Consider the following 19,629-nt stretch of genomic DNA (forward strand, 5'->3'; position numbering starts at 1 on the left):
TTAGCATGAGTAGTTTTACAGGCAAAGCCGAAACGGATGATAACCACCTACTGAAGTAGGTGGTTTAGGGCTGAAAACAAAAAAGCCAGCCTTAAAAGGCTGGCAAGTAGAGCAACAAGGTCAGTGCTTACTGCTAACTAACACCGAACTCGTATTGGATTCATTTTCGTCTGTTAGTCTCTTTTATCGGCGTTTATGACTTGCTTGCTTTCTCTTTGTGGCACGTTACCTTTACTAACTGTTCTTGCTCATCTTTAATGTTTTTCACGATACGCTCATCACGTGCGTGAATGGCATCCATGTTCATTTGCTGAATATCTGCTATAGCTTCATGTTTCATTTCAGAAAAGTCCTGACGTAAATCTGAGCTCCACTCCTCTTTGTCTAAAGTGTTAGCAGCAGCGATTGGTGATGACATTACAGCAATAAGACTTAGAGTAGATAGAAATACGCTTTTCATAATAAGCTCCTTGAGGATTAGCAGTTAATTTTAATTACAATTCATATATTGCACATACGATGCCAACTTTTATTTTGTTATTTTTCAACAACTTAAATAAAACCTCATATTCAACGTTATCTTCGTCTGGTAAATTTCGCTAACCAAGTGTCAAATTAACCATGCGAATTTAAAACATTAGAAACATACATATTAGAAATGCTTTGTCAGGCAGTTTTCTCATCAGATAATTACGTAACTGCCCACTAAAAAATCACTTTGAATCAAAATGCGGAAACAAAAAAGCAGCCCGAAGGCTGCTCCTAATCGTTAACATCAAGCTTGTTAACTCGATACGCTTGCTTCAACGCTCGACGTCACTGGCGACTTTCTGAAACGATTAATCAAACGATGGATAAACCTCTTAATCGATCTGAAAATATTTTTAATATCTTCAAGCATTAAATACAAACAAGGCACCAACACTAAAGTCAGAACCGTTGCGTACAACACCGCAAAGCCCAAAGCGACAGCCATCGGTATGACAAAACGCGCCTGCAAACTCGTTTCAAACATTATCGGCAATACACCCGCAAACGTCGTTATTGAGGTGAGCGTGATAGCTCGAAAACGAGCACAACCCGCCTCAACAACCGCTTGTTTGATGTTCATACCCTTTTCTCTCACTTGGTTTACGTAATCTGTCATAACCAGAGAGTCGTTGATAACCACGCCAGCAGCGGCGATCAAACCAAATGTCGACATCATACTTATGTCTAAACCTAGCCAGAAATGGCCCCAAATCGCCCCCGTCAGACTAAACGGAATGACGGACATTACAATCAAAGGTTGGGTATAACTTTTTAACGGTACAGCTAACAAGATGTAGACGATGATCATGCCTGCAATAAAGAACAAAATCTGTTCATTACGCTGCGCAGCCTGCTCTTCAATATCACCGCCCAATTCTGTTTTCACAGTTGGGAAGGCTTGCTTCATGTCCGGTAAGATATTGTCGTCAATGACCTTCACGATTTCTTGAGGTTCAACCAATTCTTCGTCTATGGAACCATAAACATAAACGGTTTGATACCCGCCTTCACGTCGAATGCTACTCACGCCCGGCTGCTCGTTGATCTTCACCACATCACCTAGCATGACCTTCTTACCTGCTGGTGTTGTAATCACAGCGTAACGCAATGATGAGAATGCTTCACGCGTCAGTTGCGGGTAACGCACCATAACTTTAATTTCTTCACCATCACGAATAATGCGCTGTGCTTCGCCACCATAAAAGCTGCCACCAACTTGCTCTGCGATCATGGTGAGATCCAGACCGAGATCGTACGCTACAGGCGCAAGAGACAGGAGTACTTCTTTGCTTCCAGAATCAATAGAAGATGAAATATCATATAACCCTTCTTCCTGCTGTAAACGCTCTATCAAGTAACGACCAGCCTCGTTGAGCTCATTGATGTTAGAACCAAACAACAAGTAGCCAAACTCATCTCTGTCACCACCACCCGCACTCTGCTCGCGGATTTTGATGCTCTTCATACCTGGAATAACAGGCATAGCTTCACGCCAACGTCGAGCCAGCTCAAATGTATTGAACGGGCGTAACTCTTCATCAACCAAAGGTACTAATACACGACCTTCGGTGCGGCTTCTGTTGTACGACAGCACATCACGAATCATTCCTTGACCATGTTCTGCAATGGTCTCAGATTCGATCTTTTGCATGACACGTTCAATAGTCTTGAGTGCACTGATTGTCTGCTCACTTGAAACGGTATCATTCATTTCAATAGTGATCGCAGGATAGTCAGTCGGCACTTTAGGGTTAGGGATCACCCGAACATAATTCGCGTTGATCAAAGCCGCGCTGATCAGCAGTAAACCACAGAACACTGCAAACACTGTCCAGCGCCAATGGGTGCATGTTGTTACAAAGTTACGATACGGACCGTTTACAAAGCCGAAGAAACGTTGGTTGAAACGATCTCGCCATCCACCTGGTTTAACTGGTTTAAAATGGGTATGCGCCAAGTGCGCTGGTAGGATCAACTTTGATTCAATCAAACTGAAGATCAAACACAGAATCACGACACCAGCAATGCCGTAAAAGAAAGCGCTATCAATACCACTCGAAAGCAAGAATGGTGCGAATACAGCAATCGTTGTCAGAACACCAAATGTCGCTGGCGTAGCAACACGTTTCACACCACGAACCACGTTCTCGACACCGCCGCCCTTTTCTTCAATTTCGCTGTAAGCGCTCTCTCCCATCACGATGGCGTCATCAACTACAATTCCGAGCACCATGATGAAAGCGAACAGCGAGACGATGTTCACTGTAATACCCAAAGCTGGCATCATCATCACCGCACCAAGGAAACACACTGGTAAGCCGATCATTACCCACATAGCCAAGCGGAAACGTAGGAAAATGGTCAGCATAATCGCGACTAATGCAGCGCCTTGCAGCAAGTTTTTCAACATCATGTCGAGACGCCCATTTAAATAATAAGTCGTATCAACTAAGACTTTGAGCTTAACATCCTGCGGTAATGTCTTGTTTTTTGTTTCAATATAATTACGAACGGACTGTGCAACAGGGATAATGTTCTGGTCACGAGTTGCTTCAACAGACATGTAGATCGCATTCTGACCTGAGTATTCAAAGTAGCGCTCTTCTTCCGTAAAGCCATCTTTTATTGTGGCAATATCTTGCAACAGAACCTTTGCACCATTTGCGCCAAGCTTTACAGGAATATTTCTAAACTCATCACCACGGTAGTATTGGTTTTCAATCCTTACTGCAATCATCCCTGAGTTTGTTTTTACTTCGCCCGCAGAAAAGTTGGCTGAGTAACGGCTGATCGCGCTGCTGATATCGCTCAACGTCAGGTCGTATTTACGAAGAACAAGTGGGTCAACTTCAATCGCTATTTCTTCTTCTGGCGCACTCAGGTACACCAGCATGACGTTTTCTAACTGAAGTAATTCATCTTCGATTTGCTTAGCAATCGGTTTAAGCTCCTCGAGCGGTCGGTCCCCAACTAACCCCATTTCAATTACATCTTGGCGCCATTCAACTTGGTAAACATTGATTGGTTCCATACCCGCTGGTAAATTAGACAAGGTATCAATACGTTGGTTTACATCATCTAAGACACGCTTGATATCGGCATTAACGTCTACCTCGATAGAAACATAAGCGCTACCTCTAGAGGCCGTTGAGACTGCTTTTTTAATCCCGGTGACGTCTTTAATCGATTCCTCGACCTTAACGAGAATACTCTCTTCTATCTCTTGAGGAGAAGCGCCAGGATAAGTCGCACGAACATCAATGTAGTTCACCTCAATATTCGGAAACATCTGCCTTTGAATAAAGAGAAAACTCACCACACCCATGATAATGATGAACACCATCAAAAGGTTGGCAGCGACGGGGTTATTCGCAAAATAGGCAATCAAGCCCTTTTGTTTAGTATCTTCCATGACATACTCCTACTTACTGTACGACGGTTTCGGAGTCGTCACTCTTTTTTGCGATTTGTACCGCCATGCCTTTTTGAGGGTACTCTGGTAAGGTCAGTACCAACTTATCACTTTGCTCTAAACCTTCGCCCACCAGCAAAAACTCACCTTCTGCTCTCAAAACCGTGACAGTTCTGGGTTGAAGTTGATTATCGCCATTCACTACCCACACGGTACGATTTTTTACTAATTCCTGTGGCAAGCGGTAGATATGCTTAAGTTCCTTACCAGTGAAGCTCACTTCAACGTAGGAGCCGAATTTAATTGGAGGCTGCTGGTTATCGACACCGTATGGGTCCGCGATTTGAATGACCATGTTAATCATTCGGGTAGCGCTATCAATCATGCCTAAATCACGAACTACTCGACCTTCTCTAGTGGTAGAAAACACACCTTGCTGCGTCACTGTCGCAGTGAGTTCACCAATGGATTCGGGTAAAAATGCACTATCAAAACCGGCAATGGGTACGTGCACCTCTGCCACTTCGATGTTGTTTAACGTGGCAACTCGAGAACCAGATGTAACAAATTGACCAACACCAATATCACGCTCAACAACCAGCGCATCGTAAGGTGCAACGACTTTGCAATTTTCTAACTCTCTTTTTGCTCGTTTGAGTGCCGCTTGGGCCGACTTCACTTGCGCTTGTGCGCTCAAAACGTGAGGCTTGCGTAAATACAGATCCGTCACTTGCTTATCGCTCAGTCTCTTTGCCTGACGTTTTGCCACTTCGGCTTTCGCTTGTTCCTCAATCAAGTTTGCGCGTGCACTAGCTAAATCGGCTTCAGCTTGTAAAACCGACGCTTCATAGTTGTCACTTTCAATTGTGAAAAGAACCTCTCCTCGTTTTACGATGCCACCCGTCACAAAATTCGGGTGCCAACTTATCACTTCACCACTAACTTGCGCGGAAAGGTGTGTTTTTTCAAAAGGGACTAATTCACCGTGACTGGTAATCACCACTTTGTGATCGGTAGGAAAAAGAGAAGAAGCCTGAACAGTAGGTTCTGTAATTGCATCTTTGGTTGACTCTTTTTCCGGCGCAGTTGCGGCAATTGCAGCATATCCTGCATAAGAGCCTCCAACGACGACGAAGGGTAAAAGCCAACGTAATATGGGTTTTGCTAACATCGAAAATCCTTTTTTATTGTTGTTTTCAACACCACTCTTTTATTCAGTCCATTGCTCCCGGTAAGCATGGTGGTGAGAGAATTGAATTTGAATAAACATCAAAGCGGCACTTGCCTAGTCTTTTAAGCAGCTAACTAGATAGTTATTGCCAATTCAAAGTTAATAAAATTAACAAAAAATTAACCAACTGCGCAAGTTGCTCTGACTTAACTTTTATTCTAAACAGCAAATGACATGCCAAGCATTTATTTATTAGAAATCATATGGTTATATAAAAACCATTATTTTATCCAGTGTGCTATTGGTCATAATCACCAGATATTAGTGATTATGACCAATACGGCCATAATGATAATTAAAATAAATGATTATCTGCGCTCTAAAAGTTGAACTTAGTGCAGGCTCTATGGCAATTCATTGATTAATCGCTCGTTATCAAACGGTTCTGGGTGCATGTGGCGTCAGCTTAAGTCTATAATTTGGAGTAGGTAACACTCTGTAAGACAAGGAAATGTGCTTTGTTACAAACGCTCGCCAAGTTGCTCTTCCCCTCGCTGCTCACTATTTTATCGGCATGCTCATCCGTATCGTTGAATGACGCCAGTGAAAAGTCCACCAGCTTTCAGCTCGGTTATCAAAAGGATTCTGTTCTTGCGCAGTACTTTGAAGCTTACGGGAGAGACCCTAAGTCCATAACTGGCTTTGCACCGTTAAATCAAGGACACGATGCCCTTCTTGCTCGAACCTCTTTGATCGAGTCCGCCCAGAAAAGCCTTGATCTTCAATACTATATTTACCGTGGTGACGAAACGAGTCAGCTAATAACGTGGCGCTTGTATGAAGCGGCAAAGCGTGGTGTTCGAGTAAGGCTGTTGCTTGACGATATGCAAAAGCGAAACGACGATGTGATGGCTGCCCTCAATGCACATCCTAATATAGAAATCCGCTTATTTAATCCGCATCAGTATCGCGACTCCCGTTGGTTCGCTCTTGCTAGCGATTTTGAACGCCTTAATCGTCGTATGCACAATAAGTCTCTGATTGCAGACAGTGTTTCCGCCATTGTCGGAGGTAGAAATATCGGCAATGAATACTTCTCTTTTGAATCGCAAGTTGAGTTTGGTGATTTTGATCTTCTGCTCTATGGTGAGGCGGTACAACAAACTGCCGATCAGTTCGACCTCTACTGGAATAGCGCCTATTCGATACCAATGGAATGGATTACACCGAATTCACAGCAAATTACCGACCAAGCGATTCAAAAGCAGGTCAATAAACTCCGGTTAGAGGAAAAGTTTTCAACCGGCCGCTATGACTTCACTCAACTGGATATGTACCAAGATCTAAAACAAGGCAAACTCAAGCTCTACTGGGGAGAAGCGAAAGTATGGTTTGACCTGCCCGATAAAGTCGCGACCCGAGAGAGCCAACTTATTGATAATTTGTCGGAATTGGTTAAAAGTGTTGAGAATTCATTTGTGCTCATTTCTCCCTATTTCGTTCCAACTGAAGCAGGTACTCAAGCATTAAGTAACGCGGCCAAGCGAGGCGTTGATATCACGATTGTGACCAATAGCCTCGCGTCTAACGATGTGTTTGCCGTGCATGGTTGGTACGCAAAATATCGAAAAGATCTACTCGAAGCTGGAATCAAGCTTTGGGAAGTAAAAGCGAGCGCAAAACTCAAAAGTAAGTGGAGCCTCACGGGGAGTAGCAGAGCAAGTTTACACGCTAAAGCAATGACGATTGATAACAAAACACTTTTCGTTGGTTCGATGAACTGGGACCCACGTTCGGCCGCTTTGAATACCGAAATGGCCGTTGTTATCGAACAGCCAGAATATGTGCAAATGTTTCTAGAACAACTGCCAAATCAACTGTCGAGTAACGCCTACGCCTTAACTCTGCGCGACGGGGACATTGTCTGGACCGACGTAAAAACAGGCGAAGAATACGACTCCGAACCAGAAGCAGGAGTATGGCGAAAAATGGGCGCTTGGTTCTCCGGAATATTACCGATTGAAGATCAGCTATAACAGCTGCCAATACTGCAAACCTCCCCAGTCAAGCAAAACAAAATGGACGCTAGTTTTGGGCAGGGGACACAACCAACATAAGGAAGTTCAATGCCAGCGCAATGGAATGAATACTATCAGAAAATTTTAAGCCAACCTCACCGCCCAAACGTGGAAAATGCCGTAAACCGACTTAAGATAGAAGGCAAAGTCGCTCTTGATATTGGCTGCGGAATAGGTCGAGACAGCCACTTTCTCCTCGAACAGGGATTTAAGGTTCACGCATGTGATAGCAATGAAGATGCAGTAAAAACTTGTTTAACACGCTTTGAAGGTAATAAGCGATTTTCGGTTTCGCAGTGCTGTTTTACTGAATTTAATTACCCTCAGTGCAGCTTGGTTATCGCAAATGCCAGTTTGTTCTTTTGCCCTGACACAGGCTTCAAACAAGTCTGGACAAAAATAGACAGCGCATTACAACCGGGCGGTATCTTCTGCGGCGATTTCTTGGGAGTGAAAGACTCCTGGGTTACCTCCGAAATGCACCCAAACATTACCGCATTAACAAAAAAGGAAGTGGAAAGCTTATTCGAAGGTTACGACCTCATTTCATTGCATGAAAGAGATGAAGACGGGACCACTGTAGTCGGAAGCCAAAAACATTGGCACATGTTTAGTGTGACCGCTCGAAAGCGCTAAAAATGGTCTCTCAGTAAAGAAAGCAGCACTTCAAATCAGTGCTGCTATCAGAGATTAATTGACGGGATACACCACTTCAAAACGCTCTAAAACCAGCGTACGTTTCTCATGCCAATCGATGTTCAACTCATCGCATTCAGCTTTAAAAAATGCAGTATGAGCATCACGCCACCAGTTTAAGGTTCTATCACCTTCGCCTTCTGCGTAGGCAAACTCTGCGGTTACATTCTCATATTTGCATGTACTTACGTCAGTAATTCGTATCACGCAAACCGGGTCCCCATCCCAATTCGTCACTACTTGTAAATGACCGACTTGGGGCATGATTTCACCATGCTCTCGATACCAAAGCTCCAAACTGCACGATGCAGTTTTCTGTCCAATACGAACCAAATCTGCGCATACATTCGCGTTGTATTCATCGGCACAATAATAGTCAGCACTGACTGATGGTACAGCTTCCCTTTGTTCTGGTGATAATAATTCTAGGAATTGTTCTAAGTAATCCTTAGCTCGCGCGTCCATGCTCACTCCATTAATCATAAATTCGCAAGGAGGATAAAAGATATCACAACAAATAACCACCAGGAACAAACTGAAAAACAACAAGAATATGACTTCTACGAAGACGACTGTGATTTCTTTTGTAATAACTTTGCTAAACGTTTGTGCTATTTGCTATTGTTGCATGGTCTATCTGTACTCTTCTCGTGAAAGGACGTTATATGCGCTTATTTATTGGTATTTTTTTCTCGCTGATGCTTGCCTTGCCAACAATGGCATCGGAGGAAAAGTATTCAGAATCGGATCTGTTAGATAGACCATTAATGGAACGCTATATTTTAGATGAACTAAAAGCGCTGCGTCAGGACTATCAAAGCCTAGAAAAGCGAATGATCACAGAGATCACCGATCGCGAGCTAACGGTCGCAGATAAATCGTTGAACTATGCCAACGTGACCGTTACATACTTCTTCTACATCATTGCTGGTGTCGCATCGCTGATTGCCTTTGTCGGATGGCAATCTCTGCGCGAGTTTAAACACAACACCAAAGAGATGGCTGATAAACGATTGGAGAAGATCGCCCAAGAATACGAGAAAAAGTTTGTCGCCCTTGAGCGAGATTTAAAACGCAAAACTCGCATTATCAGCGAAAACAACAAAGAGATTGAGAAAATCAACGAGATCCATAACTTATGGCTACGTGCACAAAGCTCTCAAACTCCAGAACAACGTATTGAAATCTATGATGAAATCTTATTAATTCGTCCAGGTGATTTAGAAGCGTTGACTTACAAAGCCGACGCAGCGATGGAAATCAACGAATACCATTGGGCACTTAGCATTTGTAACCGCGTACTTGAAGTCGATTACACCAACGGCCCTGCACTGTATCAACGCGCGTGTGCATACTCTCGCCTTGGTATCGAAGAGCAAGCTATTGAAGACTTGGAACGCGCAATTGAATACAGCCCATCCATTCGTGATTTACTTGCCGAAGAACGAGACCTCGAATTGCTGCACGGTAATGAGCGTTTTGAAAAGCTCTTACATCTAGCAAGCGAATAATGGAATAAACAGCATGAGCAGCCACTTTAATCTAGAAGACGCTAGCCAAGTATTGGTTGGCGCTTTTGCCCTAGCAGTCCCGATCTCATTTTCGGAGGAAGCGTGGCGATTAGGTGAGAGCCTACCAATGGCAAACTTGCTCATGCTGTTAAGTCTTTCTGTCATTTTCCTCAGTTTTTTCGCGTATCAAAGCGTGTTTCAAAGCCACATCAAGAATCGCGTATCCATCTTTATTTTTCGTGTGGTTATCGCGTACCTCATTGCGGCCGTTGTGGTAGCGTTAGTTCTTTTCTGTCTTGATAAACTGCCACTCATGAATGAGCCTTTGGTTGCGATAAAACGCGTTATCGTCATCACAATGCCTGCTTCGATGGGCGCGATCGTAGTCGACAGTTTCGACAAAGAATAGAGATAATCGCTACTCTTCTTCTAACGTTAAGTTCGACCCCGAGTGGTCTTTCCCTAATACATCTTCTGGGTTTCGAAGTGCGCAGGTTTCTAACGACAAGCACCCGCAGCCAATGCATCCGCCTAAATCGTTTTGCAACGCTTTAAGTTTTTGAATCTTTTGTTCTAACTGTTCATGCCAATGGCTTGCCATTTCTTCCCATTGCGCTTTGTTAGGGGCTTGGTGTTTCGGCAGTTCATCTAACGCATGTTTAATTTCTTCTAACGACAACCCAACTTGCTGCGCTGCTTTGATCACCGCAACACGGCGCAACACACTGCGATGGTAGCGACGCTGATTACCTTGATTTCTCCAACTCGAAATCAATCCTTTTTGCTCGTAAAAATGTAGGGCAGATACTTTCACTCCAGAACGTTTTGCCACTTCTCCTACGCTGATTTCCATCCTTGACTCCCTGTGTATCAATTTTGTTAAAAAAATGCTTTACCTCAAGTTTACTTGAGGTTTTAAAGTTGCACCATCTTAATTAACGCTAAACCCCGGCGATCTCAAGATAATGTGTTCAGCGCGAACGACTTGGTTGTTAAACACAAGACAGTTGGACATCAACCTTTTGAAATACATCGGGAGTTAGAGGCAAACATAATGAAAAATAAAACTCAGCCGTACTTAGCTGGCCGCTTCTTCGACAGCATTTCCTCTGGCTTATTCATGATGGCACTGCCATGGGTCATGCTTTCCGAACCTAACATGGGTACATTCGTCGCTTTAGTTTCTCTGAGCTGCACCGCGATTTCTTTTCTAGCAACGCCTTTCTTTTCCACTTTAATTGACCGACATTCACGCAAAGTACTACTCGTGCTCAATCAATGGATTCAATCGGGTATGGCTTTGGTGGTGTTCATTGCTTATTGGTTAGGGTTTGAGTCACACTGGTTGCTGGCTTTTGCGCAATTGGTGTATTGGGTTTCGAGTAATTTTGCATGGACGACCAACAACGCCTTCACCCAAGAAAATTATCAGCACCATGAGTATGCGAAAATTTCGGGTCAGCAAGAAATTGTAATGCAATCCACAACCCTCGGAGCTGGCGCGTTGGGTATTGTTTTGCTTGAAATGTGGGGTATGAAAGAGTTTGCTTTGTTTGCGGCCAGCGCCTCTGCGTTAGCAGCGATGTTCTATATTCTGACGCCTTATACCCAACAATTAAGGGCGTCAAAATCCGTTGCTTTCATCGCGCAACTCAAAGAGAGCAAACAAATATTCCGTCTCGAACCCCGATTTTATGGCTTTATTCTGCTCTCTTGCCTCTCTTATCCTGCATTGACGTATTTGAGCAAACTGGTGCCGATTTGGTTTTCTGAACAAGGCATCTCTGGCGATTGGTTTGCAGGGTTCAACATCAGTTTTGGCCTCGGCTCGTTGCTAACCGGCTTTATTGTCACCAAAGTGCTAAGCCGTGCCTCCCATAGCCACATTATGTTCGCTTCGATGGTTATGGTCTCTTTTGCGCTTATCGGGATGAGTTTTGCGATGAGCCCGCTGACCATCTTATTGTTTACGGCGCTGTTTGGCGTATTTAACGCGCTAAATCGCATTGCGAGAGTCAACTGGATGCATCACACCGTAGCGGTTCATCAACGAGGTCGCGTCGATGGCGGCATCAGCATGTTTGCCACCACCATTCAATCTCTCAGTTACGTCCTGATTGCAATGTTGAGTCATTACGAACTAACACAATACGGTTTTGCAATCGCAGCTGCTGTCATGGTGTTAGCAGTGATTTTGATGGGATTACTCAGTCAAGACGTCGAGCCGTTTAACGACCTGCCCCTTCATGCAGCAGCAAAGTGAAGCATAGAAATTGAGAAGTTGAGAAATTGAAAAAGCGAGATAGGAAGGCAACCAACATCGTCTTCCTATTTTTTACGCCAGCACTTTTACCTCTATCGCTTATCAGCAAGGTTGGGTATTCTGAGGTGACCAACATGAGCAGAGGGAAATCTCAGTGAACTTAAGGCAATTAGAAGTCTTTTACGCCATTATGCAAGCAGGAACGGTGTCAGGCGCGGCTCGCTTACTGCACGTTTCCCAACCTAATGTCACTCGAGTTCTCGCCCATACAGAACAACAACTGAGCTTCGCTTTATTTGAGCGTGTAAAGGGCCGTCTCGTTCCAACTCAAGAAGCCAAAGCCTTATTGCCAGAGGCTGAAAAAGTCTATCAACAACTCGGACAATTTCGCTCTCTGACCAACAAAGTCAAACAGGGAACTCAACATTTACGAGTTGGTGCTCCGCCTGTTTTGGCCGCACACTTGTTAGCGCCGACTGTCGCGTTGTTGTCGAAAGAGCACAGCATCTCCTTTGAGCTCTTAACGGCCAATCGCGATGAGCTGTGCTCAGGATTACTGAAACATGAACTGGATGTCGCCATTGCGTTCGGTGAAGAAACACCACCAGCGATCATGGGGCACATGTTATTGAAAGAAAACTTAGCACTGATCGCTCCTAAAAGCGCAGCGATACCCGCAGAAAAAACCGTCATTTTAGAAGAACTCATCAGTCACGATTTACCCATTATCGGTTTAGATAGCCGAGACCCTCTGGGCTTATTGCTGCATCAAACCTTATCAGCGCGTGACGAGCATTATCAACATGCCATTACCGTCCGCAGCTACTCCGCGGCGGCTGAACTGGTGAAAAACGAAGCAGGATTCGCGATTGTAGACCCTTGGACTGCAAAACAATATCGCCAAGATAATGCCGTTTCCGTGCATGCTTTGGAGCCAAATATGTCCTTCTCTGTCTCTATTTTATTCGCAGAGCACACACCTCAATCCATTGCGACAAAGCAATTTATCACCGCCCTAAAACAACAGATGGTTTAAAGGTATAACCTGAAGTTATACCTGCCTAACAAATAAGCATTCGGTTTCCTAAATCAGTCTGGCTACATTAATGAGCAATAACGATGACGAAGGGAACCATCATGCAAATTGCTCAACCTTACCTACTTTTTCTTGGCGATGTAACCGATCCACTCGCAGCAAAAACCGCGCGTGGCATATATCAATGGCGACCTGAGATTTGTCTTGGCCAAATCCGCCTGACGCCAGAAACCGTATCGCTTGGTTTAACCGACATGACACTACAACAAGCGCAGCAGCAAGGAGCAAAAACGCTGGTGCTTGGCACTGCAAATCCAGGAGGCGTCATTCCCGAAGCTTGGCAAGCAACCTTACTTGAAGCGGCAGAGATGGGATTTGAAATTGCATCGGGCATGCACCAACGTTTGGCGGAATTTGCTCTCCTTGCCGATCTAGAACAACGCGGATTAACCAAACTGTATGATGTTCGCCATTATGATGCCCCGCTCAAGGTCGGCAATGGCAAAGCTCGCGCAGGCAAGCGAGTACTTACTGTAGGGACAGATTGCTCCGTTGGCAAAATGTACTCTGCCCTTGCCATTGAGCATGCATTGAAGCGTAAAAACTGTCGTGCAGAGTTCAAAGCAACGGGTCAAACCGGAATTCTCATCGCAGGCAGTGGCATTTCGATTGATGCTGTAGTTGCCGATTTTATCTCCGGCGCAGTAGAAGCGATCAGCCCTGAGTTCACCGATCACGATTGGGACATCATCGAAGGGCAAGGTTCATTGTTTAACCCTTCGTTTGCTGGCGTAAGTTTGGGCTTACTTCACGGCGCACAAGCTGACGCTCTGATACTGTGCCATGAGATTGGTCGACCACACATCCGGAACTTACCACATGTGAGCTTGCCAACCATTGAACAAACGATAGAAGCGAATCTGGCCGCTGCTCGCCTAACAAATCCAAACGCTCAATTAGTGGGTATTTGCTTAAACACTTCTGCGCTCAGCGAAGAAGATGCAGCCCAGTTATGCCAGGATTGGAGCGACAAATACCAAGTGCCCGTCACCGACCCTGTACGTTTTGGCGTTGATGCGGTTGCAGGTAGGCTCCTTACAATTAAAGAAACATTTACGGTTTAGAAAATAACTGCGGTTTAGGGAAAACTAGTGAGATGAAAATTCATGTAGAACCTGTCACGATTGCCATGGCGACACCATTTCGCATCTCTCGCGGCAGTCGGACAGAGTGCCACGTAGTCCGCGTGACAATTGAACATCGAGGCATGACCGCCCAAGGTGAATGCACGCCATACCCTCGTTATGGTGAATCGGTTGAATCGGTGATTAAGGCGATTTCTCACGCCGCGCATGAACTGCAAAGTTTGTATGCCAAAGGCGAAGCTGATGTCATGGTTCTCAAAAGCCAGCTTCAATCGTTATTACCCGCAGGGGCGGCAAGAAATGCATTGGATTGCGCCCTTTGGCATCTTCACGCGCTTTTGAGCCAAAAGCAGCAGGTTCACGACCTCTTTACGTTACCCGAGGCGATTGTGACGGCGATGACGGTTTCTATCGACACGCCGCAAGCGATGGCAAAACAGGCACAAGCTTACCTTAGCCAAGGCGCAAAACTGCTAAAGGTAAAACTGGATGGTGAAAACGTGATTGAGCGCGTTGCAGCAGTACGCGATGCCGCGCCGCACGCACAAATTGTCTTAGATGCGAATGAAGCGTGGCAAAACCTCGACCTCGCGACGGTATTTGCTCAACTCGAACCGTTTAATATCACCATGATCGAGCAACCGTTGCCACAAGACTGCGACGACGTACTCGCCAGCATTCCACACCCCATTCCACTTTGCGCCGATGAGAGTTGTCACACCAGAGAGCAATTGCATCAACTGCTTGGCAAATACGAGATGGTGAACATTAAGCTAGATAAAACTGGCGGGCTCACTGAAGCACTATTATTAGCCGACGACGCCCAAAAACTCGGTTTTAGCCTCATGTCCGGTTGTATGTTGGGGACGTCGCTGGCGATGCGAGCCGCGTTACCCATTGCTGCTCAGGCGAGCGTTGTCGATCTTGATGGCCCGGTGTTACTAGGACAAGATGTAACGCCAAGCTTGGTTTATCGCGACGGCGAAATCGTTCTTTCCAAATAGCCTAAACAATCCAGAGGTTTTACTCCAAAAGTCAGAACCTCTGAGTTTATGATCTCGATAAAAAAAACAATCAGCCCCATCATGAAATAAGTCACATAAATTATATGGTTATTGAGGCATGCTAAGATTCCAGTAGTCCAAGAAGGTGATCTTATGCATCGAGTCATTCGGAAAATGACGTGGAAAACGAATAGGCGGTAATCCCGCCCTACTCCAATGCAGTGCGTGGGTTTCTATAACAACCCACTTCCTAGCAATTCGTAGGTTTTTCACGCCATCTTGCAAGGAGGCTCTATGCCTATCAATAAAATACGCAATATCGCTTTTGTCGGCCAAACCGGGACCGGTAAAACCACGCTGATAGAAAAACTGCTCTTCACCTGCGATGCCACCCACCATTTAGGCAGCGTAGAAAAAGGCGATACTGTTACCGACTTCGACCCTCAATCCATCCAATATCAACACAGTATTGAAGCAACGCCAGTCGCACTGCGCTGGAATAAACACCGGCTCAATATCATCGACACTCCGGGACAAAACGAGTTACTTGGCCGTACTATCAGCGTTTTTCCTGCCGTTGAAACATCCGCCCTTGTCATCGACCCTCAAACACCACTAAACCAAACTTCCGATCGCCTATTCACCTTTGCAAAAGAGCAGCAAAAATGTCAGATGATCATCATCAATAAGCTCGATAACCACGGTAATCAGTTAGAGAGATTGATGGAGAACATCGTTGAGCATTTTGGTGACCACTGCTTGCCGATCAACTTACCTTCGACTGACGGAGAATCTGTAGTTGACTGCTATTTCGAACCAGAATTGGGACGAGAAACCTTACTTGCAACGGTAGATGAAGCTCATGAGACCTTAATTGACCAAGTTATCGAAGTCGATGAAGAACTAATGGAACTGTATCTGGAACAAGGCTCCGAACTCACCGCAGAGCAACTGCATGATCCGTTTGAAGAAGCACTGAGAACTGGACATGTGATTCCTGTCTGTTTTGTCTCAGCACAAACCGGTGCGGGCGTCGAGCTGCTGCTACGCACCTTGGCGGAGATCATGCCCATGCCAAACGAGGGTAACCCTCCTCAACTGGAAAAGAACGGCAAAAAAATCAAAGTAAATTGCGAAACCTTAGAGCACACCGTCGCACACGTGTACAAAGTCAGCGTCGACCCATATATGGGAAAACTTGCCTACTTACGTGTATATCAGGGTGAAATCAATGCGGGCAGCCAGCTTTATATTGGCGAAAGCAACAAGGCATTCAAGGTTGGGCACTTATATCAACTGCAGGGCAAAGATAGAACCGAGATCCCTCGCGCGCTTACAGGCGACTTCTGCGTTTTAGCCAAAGTGGATGATCTCGAATTCGATTCAATCGTTCATGACTCTCACGAAGAAGATGGTGTTCAACTCAAAACGTTGGATCTTCCTGACCCCATGTATTCTTTGTGCTTGAAGCCTCTTAAGCGTGGAGATGAGCAAAAATTAGGAGATGTGCTGAATAAAATTGCCAGTGAAGATCCTTCTCTGCGCATCGAACATCGCGCTCGCACCAACGAAACCATCATCAGCGGCCAAGGGGAGTTTCACCTCAAAGTCGCATTAGAAAAGATGGCGAACGTGTACAAACTGGACGTCGAAACCTGCCAACCAAGCGTCGAATACTTTGAAACCATCACCAAACCTGCCGAAGGGCATTATCGACACAAAAAACAAAGTGGCGGTGCAGGCCAATTTGGTGAAGTGCAATTGAAGGTTCGTCCACTCGAACGTGGTGCCGGATTTAAGTTCATCAACAAAGTGGTGGGTGGCGCCATTCCAACCGCGCTCATTCCTGCTGTTGAAAAAGGTATTTTGCAAGCGTTAGAGGAAGGCGCGATTTCTGGCAACCCAATTAAGGATGTGGAAGTCACCGTTTATGACGGTAAATATCACTCCGTCGATTCGAAAGAAATAGCGTTTGTCATCGCAGGTAAGAAAGCCTTTTTAGATGCGATTAACAACGCAGATCCTATTGTGCTAGAACCCATTGTCCAGATGGAACTGCACATCCCAACCGCGAACGTTGGCGATGTTTCTGGAGATTTATCTGGAAACCGAGGCTTAATCGAAGGCACCGAGCCAATCGACAGTAGCTTCACCTTACTCAGAGCCAAGTCACCAGTAAACGAGCTGCAAGATTACGCTCGTCGATTACGAGCTATCACGGGTGGTGAAGGCAGTTTTAGTATGACTCTAAGCCATTACGAGCCCGCGCCACCAGCAGTGCAAAAACAGGTCTGCCAAGGCAGTGCACAACAAGGTTAATTCCCTACGATTCAAATCAATCACATAAACAAAAAAGCGCCCTCATTTTGAGGGCGCTTTTAGGTAAAAGAAAAATTATTTATCGAGAGACAAACCTATCTGACTGATTTTGCTTTCAAACTCTTCGATGCTGTTCGCTTTGTAAGTCGGAGCACCGTTAAAGTAGCGCGGTTTCTCTGGCAGCATCGCATTTTTCAGCTCTTGTTCTTGATCGATATTGTCATGGTAAACCGTTACACGATTTGGAATATCCTGCTTCATTACAGCCATTTTGGTTCTCCTTTATTAAGACGAATAGTAAGCGTAGAACGAATTTATCGGAGTACAGGCGAGACTGTGTAAAATTTAGACACTCACAGCAAAATCATATTTAAACAGTTGCATTTAATATTTTTGAGGCACTTTGTCGTGGCTATTGGAAAACGTGAGTGCAGCGGTTAAGGTGAGCTCTCTCTACATGAAGACAGGAAGTCCGGTGTCGCAACAAGAACTCAACCAAATGGGCAGTGCCAAAGTTTTTCTCATCGAAAAAGATGGCGTCCAAGTAATAGAAAAACGTAACCCTACTCAAATAGAAGTGGCGTTTTATCAACGCTATGCCGAGCAGTTTAACGCGCTTGGAATACACGTACCGCGCTTGATTCAACTCGACGACCAGAAAAACGTTCTGTACATTGAATACGTTCCCCACGCAGTCGAGCAAGCATTCTTACTTGAAGATGATCGAGTCATTGAACAACTCGTCAAACTGCACCGACTTCCACCAACATCAGATGGTGTTTATCACCGCCACCAGTGGACACCACAAGCGACTCAACAAGCACTCGCAACACTTAAACTGGGCTCAGAGACAGAACAGTTCTTCCACCAGCTACAACAACGATCGGCGCACCTTTTCGATGGGCAGAACTTGATCTCCGGAGACACCAATGCAGGAAACTGGGGACAGCGCCAAAATGGCGAGCTGGTGCTGTTCGACTGGGAGCGCTTTTCTACAGGGCATGTCGCGATAGATTTAGCGCCGCTCATCGAGGGCATGGGCACATTTGATGATTACTTGAACGTAGCAGACAAATATATAAAGTGCGCAGAGAAAGGTGAAACAACAGAATTGGCGCGCGATATCGGACTAGCAAAAGCGTGGATCGTTGTCGAGGTAGTCAACATACTGGTCTCCAGAGAGAATCCGCAGACCAGCAAGTATTTGGACTGGTTTCGGCAAACCTTGCCGCAATGGGCCAAAAGCCTTAGCGCTCAGGTGATGAGTTAGGCTCTGAGATTTGATATAAACGCCTTTCAGGTTCTGCGCATGAGGTTTCGCAGTTGCATACTTTATCAACACCGACGTTGTTTAAACCGCCGCAACTTCCTTGAATGCGCTTGTTGTGAAAAATGACGCCAAGTGACATCAACAAAATGATTGCGAGAAAACCAAGAAAGGTAAATAACCAAACCATATTAACCTGCCTTATTAGCCATCGACTCTAGCTTAAGTATAGCAGGGCTAGATGTTGCTTTGAGTAGCGCCTTAGGTCTTGCCAACAAGGAGGGTTTTGATTTTTGGCCACCACAACCACAGGAGCCGCAGCCGCCTTTTTGTTTGTGAACACTTTTCTTATGATTGTTTGATGGGCGTCCTTGAGAGGGCTCAATCAAAGGCTCTCTTGGAACCGCAAGCACATCTTCCAAGGAACTACGAGTAGACAGCCTAAATACTGGCGTGCCACTGCTAAGTAGCTTTGCCAATACACGTTCACCGATATTTCGCACAAGAACAGCATCCACATTGTACCCTTGTAGAGACTGAATCAACTGAGACTTCGCATTACAACCCGCTTGTGGCATAGAAGCTATGTTCGCTAAGTTTTTTAGCATACCGTCAGTATCAGAATAAATAGCAATGTATGGTGCTTTTACAAAGTGGTTTGCCACCCGCTCACCATCATTAGGAATAGCATAAATCATAAGTTTGACTCCTCATTCGGAAAAACTAATGCATGACCTTCAACTAAACTTTTTGCGACTTTCAATCTTGCACTTTTTACTGTGTTACCAAAAGTTTGTCTAGAAACGCCCATCTGCTCCGCAGCTTGCTGCTGGCTAAGCCCCTCTAAGTCGGCTAAACGTAGCGCTTCTAACTCTTCTGGTAATATGGCGACTTGCTCCAACTGATTAAATGGAATGCCATTGGGCTTAAAGCAATGGTGAGCCGCACGTCCGCATATTCGTCTTTCTATCTTTGGTCTTGCCATCATTGTCCCTCAAAAACACAGAGTCAAATTACGCCTTAAACTGGCATATGCCAATAACATTTTTAGCATATGCCAATAAACTAAGTTTGCAAAAATCAACACGACAAATACGTAATACATCAGCATTAATTAGACATCTAATAATTTAGGGATTTTGATGACAAACGAACAAAAAGATCAATTCTAATTAACCGGATAATAAAAACGTTAG

19 protein-coding genes are annotated in these 19,629 nt (G+C 45.1%); 10 read left to right on the top strand and 9 right to left on the bottom strand.

Features of this window, described 5'->3' with window-relative positions; all coding sequences use genetic code 11:
* Window positions 1–193 precede the first annotated feature (193 nt).
* From R8O11_RS05255 to R8O11_RS05265, 3 genes are all read right to left on the bottom strand, one after another.
* The gene (locus R8O11_RS05255) at window positions 194–460 is read right to left on the bottom strand and encodes a hypothetical protein (RefSeq protein WP_005373876.1); all 267 of its coding nucleotides are present in this window, start codon (window positions 458–460) and stop codon (window positions 194–196) included.
* A 324-nt stretch (window positions 461–784) separates the two neighbouring features.
* On the bottom strand, window positions 785–3,943 hold the full coding sequence (locus R8O11_RS05260; protein WP_318132668.1) for an efflux RND transporter permease subunit: 3,159 nt from the start codon (window positions 3,941–3,943) through the stop codon (window positions 785–787).
* A 13-nt stretch (window positions 3,944–3,956) separates the two neighbouring features.
* Window positions 3,957–5,114, bottom strand: coding sequence for an efflux RND transporter periplasmic adaptor subunit (locus tag R8O11_RS05265; RefSeq protein ID WP_025767993.1), 1,158 nt, complete (start codon window positions 5,112–5,114; stop codon window positions 3,957–3,959).
* Between the two features lie 518 nt (window positions 5,115–5,632).
* Here R8O11_RS05265 and R8O11_RS05270 point away from each other — a divergent pair.
* Both R8O11_RS05270 and R8O11_RS05275 read left to right on the top strand, forming a co-directional pair.
* Window positions 5,633–7,150 carry a phospholipase D family protein gene (locus R8O11_RS05270; RefSeq protein WP_318193972.1) on the top strand — a complete coding sequence of 506 codons (1,518 nt, stop codon included), beginning with the start codon at window positions 5,633–5,635 and terminating at the stop codon, window positions 7,148–7,150.
* Between the two features lie 90 nt (window positions 7,151–7,240).
* Window positions 7,241–7,828: a class I SAM-dependent methyltransferase gene (locus R8O11_RS05275; protein ID WP_213972645.1), complete on the top strand. Its 588-nt coding sequence runs from the start codon at window positions 7,241–7,243 to the stop codon at window positions 7,826–7,828.
* A gap of 54 nt (window positions 7,829–7,882) precedes the next feature.
* On the opposite strand, the gene R8O11_RS05280 is transcribed toward R8O11_RS05275, so the two are convergent.
* A complete protein-coding gene (locus R8O11_RS05280) occupies window positions 7,883–8,353 on the bottom strand; it encodes an ASCH domain-containing protein (RefSeq protein WP_033906307.1) in 471 nt (156 codons plus the stop codon).
* A gap of 200 nt (window positions 8,354–8,553) precedes the next feature.
* Here R8O11_RS05280 and R8O11_RS05285 point away from each other — a divergent pair, with 200 nt between their 5' ends.
* Window positions 8,554–9,399, top strand: a complete 846-nt coding sequence (locus R8O11_RS05285; RefSeq protein ID WP_064376187.1) for a tetratricopeptide repeat protein — start codon at window positions 8,554–8,556, stop codon at window positions 9,397–9,399.
* Between the two features lie 13 nt (window positions 9,400–9,412).
* On the top strand, window positions 9,413–9,808 hold the full coding sequence (locus R8O11_RS05290) for a DUF2391 family protein (RefSeq protein WP_005373896.1): 396 nt from the start codon (window positions 9,413–9,415) through the stop codon (window positions 9,806–9,808).
* Window positions 9,809–9,817: 9 nt separating this feature from the next.
* Here R8O11_RS05290 and soxR read toward each other — a convergent pair whose 3' ends face one another.
* Complete coding sequence (gene soxR / locus R8O11_RS05295; protein ID WP_005373898.1) at window positions 9,818–10,252, bottom strand: redox-sensitive transcriptional activator SoxR; 435 nt, start codon at window positions 10,250–10,252, stop codon at window positions 9,818–9,820.
* 201 nt (window positions 10,253–10,453) lie between these two features.
* Between soxR and R8O11_RS05300 the strand changes: the two genes are divergently transcribed.
* The 5 genes from R8O11_RS05300 (at window position 10,454) to fusA (ending at window position 17,166) form a co-directional block, all read left to right on the top strand.
* Complete coding sequence (locus R8O11_RS05300; protein ID WP_064376186.1) at window positions 10,454–11,662, top strand: MFS transporter; 1,209 nt, start codon at window positions 10,454–10,456, stop codon at window positions 11,660–11,662.
* Between the two features lie 154 nt (window positions 11,663–11,816).
* Window positions 11,817–12,698 carry a LysR family transcriptional regulator gene (locus R8O11_RS05305; RefSeq protein WP_318119586.1) on the top strand — a complete coding sequence of 294 codons (882 nt, stop codon included), beginning with the start codon at window positions 11,817–11,819 and terminating at the stop codon, window positions 12,696–12,698.
* A 101-nt stretch (window positions 12,699–12,799) separates the two neighbouring features.
* Entirely contained in the window at window positions 12,800–13,822 is a 1,023-nt protein-coding gene (gene dgcN / locus R8O11_RS05310) for an N-acetyltransferase DgcN (RefSeq protein WP_064376248.1), read from the top strand.
* Window positions 13,823–13,854: 32 nt separating this feature from the next.
* The gene (gene dgcA, locus R8O11_RS05315) at window positions 13,855–14,847 is read left to right on the top strand and encodes an N-acetyl-D-Glu racemase DgcA (protein ID WP_064376185.1); all 993 of its coding nucleotides are present in this window, start codon (window positions 13,855–13,857) and stop codon (window positions 14,845–14,847) included.
* A 294-nt stretch (window positions 14,848–15,141) separates the two neighbouring features.
* On the top strand, window positions 15,142–17,166 hold the full coding sequence (fusA, locus tag R8O11_RS05320; protein WP_042523303.1) for an elongation factor G: 2,025 nt from the start codon (window positions 15,142–15,144) through the stop codon (window positions 17,164–17,166).
* A gap of 75 nt (window positions 17,167–17,241) precedes the next feature.
* Here fusA and R8O11_RS05325 read toward each other — a convergent pair whose 3' ends face one another.
* Entirely contained in the window at window positions 17,242–17,436 is a 195-nt protein-coding gene (locus R8O11_RS05325) for a hypothetical protein (protein WP_005373920.1), read from the bottom strand.
* A gap of 187 nt (window positions 17,437–17,623) precedes the next feature.
* Here R8O11_RS05325 and R8O11_RS05330 point away from each other — a divergent pair, with 187 nt between their 5' ends.
* On the top strand, window positions 17,624–18,436 hold the full coding sequence (locus R8O11_RS05330; protein ID WP_165935375.1) for an aminoglycoside phosphotransferase family protein: 813 nt from the start codon (window positions 17,624–17,626) through the stop codon (window positions 18,434–18,436).
* Here the strand turns inward: R8O11_RS05330 and nqrM are convergent.
* The 3 genes from nqrM to R8O11_RS05345 are packed head-to-tail and all read right to left on the bottom strand — an operon-like array spanning window position 18,414 to window position 19,418.
* Entirely contained in the window at window positions 18,414–18,623 is a 210-nt protein-coding gene (gene nqrM / locus R8O11_RS05335) for a (Na+)-NQR maturation NqrM (RefSeq protein ID WP_017635136.1), read from the bottom strand. The genes R8O11_RS05330 and nqrM overlap by 23 nt on opposite strands.
* A gap of 1 nt (window position 18,624) precedes the next feature.
* A complete protein-coding gene (locus R8O11_RS05340; protein ID WP_005387209.1) occupies window positions 18,625–19,131 on the bottom strand; it encodes a NifB/NifX family molybdenum-iron cluster-binding protein in 507 nt (168 codons plus the stop codon).
* Window positions 19,128–19,418, bottom strand: a complete 291-nt coding sequence (locus R8O11_RS05345) for a DUF134 domain-containing protein (protein WP_005373924.1) — start codon at window positions 19,416–19,418, stop codon at window positions 19,128–19,130. Before R8O11_RS05345 ends, R8O11_RS05340 begins: the two co-directional genes overlap by 4 nt.
* Window positions 19,419–19,629: the final 211 nt, after the last annotated feature.

It is taken from the genome of Vibrio sp. 1288, from assembly GCF_033344475.1.